General features: G+C 28.4%; 2 protein-coding genes. Both read left to right on the plus strand.

Annotated elements, in window-relative coordinates; genetic code table 11:
- Positions 1–885 (plus strand): hypothetical protein (locus tag CCU_RS03970; RefSeq protein ID WP_208895972.1); only part of this gene is annotated, 885 nt, incomplete at its 5' end.
- On the plus strand, positions 878–1399 hold the full coding sequence (locus CCU_RS03975) for a hypothetical protein (protein ID WP_015533655.1): 522 nt from the start codon (positions 878–880) through the stop codon (positions 1397–1399). The genes CCU_RS03970 and CCU_RS03975, both read left to right, overlap by 8 nt.
- The last annotated feature ends 363 nt before the right edge of the window (positions 1400–1762 follow it).

Consider the following 1762-nt stretch of genomic DNA (forward strand, 5'->3'; position numbering starts at 1 on the left):
TTAACAGTATTATATAATTTATTACCGGAGTATGAGAGAAGTTATGAACAGGTTACGCCTGATTTCGAAAAAATGAATCCGACAAGAATTGAACTTCATAGATTGTATGATTATGTAAAACCATTTATGAACGAAAAAGTTTTTGTACGCTCATTAGTTGGTATGTATAACTTAAAAAATGCAAAAAAATGGAATCATTTAATTACATTTGACAATATAAGAGACGTGACTGAAGAGGAATTAGAAAAGGCATTATTGCTTAATAAAAATGGAAATCAAAAAGATGTCATGTTAAGAATTACATGCGCCGGAACAAACTATATTAAATTTATTTGTACGCATTATGAATTCTTTTCATGTAGATTTACGAAGAGAACTGCACCATTGTTTTGTAAATGGAGTAGTATATATTCCGATGAATATAAAAATTATAATTTTGAATATACACTTGATCGTGTATATAAATCGGTGGAAATATGTTGTGAAAATTTAACACAATTTAATGAAATATTATTTGATATAAATAGAGATGGAAAAGTAGAGGAATCAGATTATATATTTAAGAATAAAAATGAAAAAGAAGGTAAATTTCACGAAGAAAGGATTATTCATCGGCATATAACATATTTAGATAATTTTAGAAGACATTTAATACTTGATGTTTACCCAGAAAAAGTTCAGGAGATAAATAAAAAGATTATTGATGTAATAGAAAAATATATTTGTCTTTTAAATAATAATGTTTTCGGAGATGTGAGTAAATCGCTAATTATAGAGTTGACATATTGCATAAAGTATATAAAAGGCAAAGAATATAATGATACAACCACAGAAATTTCAAGAGATGCGTATAAGATATTAATGGAGAAAAAAGAAAATGAGTGAACAAGAGATACAAATTGCATTCTGGACGTTAATAGTTAGTTCTATTCTTAATCTTGTGACAATTTGTTGCAATATATATTGGAATAGTGTAGGTAAAAGGGAAAAGAAAAAATTGGAAAATTTTATAAATGTGAGAGACACAATCTTAAAGTATTATTTACCTATAAAATATAATTTATTGCAGATGGAATTGCTTCAAATAAAGATAAAAGAGCGAGCATCGAACTTTGACATATTTTCTTTATATAGTGAAGATTCATTAATGAGAGGATTAAGAGAGGAAGTGATTTCACAATATAGAAAGTATATAGATACTTATAATGAATTGGAGATAAAATATGCAGATCGAATGATTGATAAGAAGTTGGATGAGATTTATACACATATGTGTTTCATATTGTCGATTGATGAACAGGTAACGCTATATAGGTATAAGGAAAGATATTCAATGCCGTGTTTATCGGATTTAATAAAGGAAATAGATACATATTCAATAAAGAACAAGGTCTTTTAGAATAAAAATTATAGTACCTATTCTATTTACAGTGATAAAGGCAGGAAGGAGATAGGAGTAAATTGCAGAAATTAAAACGAATAAGGGCAGTAATATTCATTCAAGTGTAAAAGTTAATATAGATAGTATATAGAAAGCAGCCAGAAATGGCTGCTTTTATCATACCCAGAATTAAACGGAGGTATCAGAAAGATGGAAACAGTAGAACAGAACATAAACAGGTCATGGCAAAACAGGAGGATACAAAATGGCAGATGCAAAAACAGAAAAACAGAAAGTACAGGAAATAACAGAGAAGCTGGAGCAGGGTATCAAGGAGCTTTTTGAAAGCGAGAAGTACAAGACTTATCTGAATACCATGTC

It is taken from the genome of Coprococcus sp. ART55/1 (genome assembly GCF_000210595.1).
Classification (GTDB): domain Bacteria; phylum Bacillota; class Clostridia; order Lachnospirales; family Lachnospiraceae; genus Coprococcus; species Coprococcus aceti.

What these genes read in the sequence shown, in the direction of transcription:
- CCU_RS03975 (WP_015533655.1), top strand. Translation starts at nt 878, where the DNA reads ATGAGTGAACAAGAGATACAAATTGCATTCTGGACGTTAATAGTTAGT.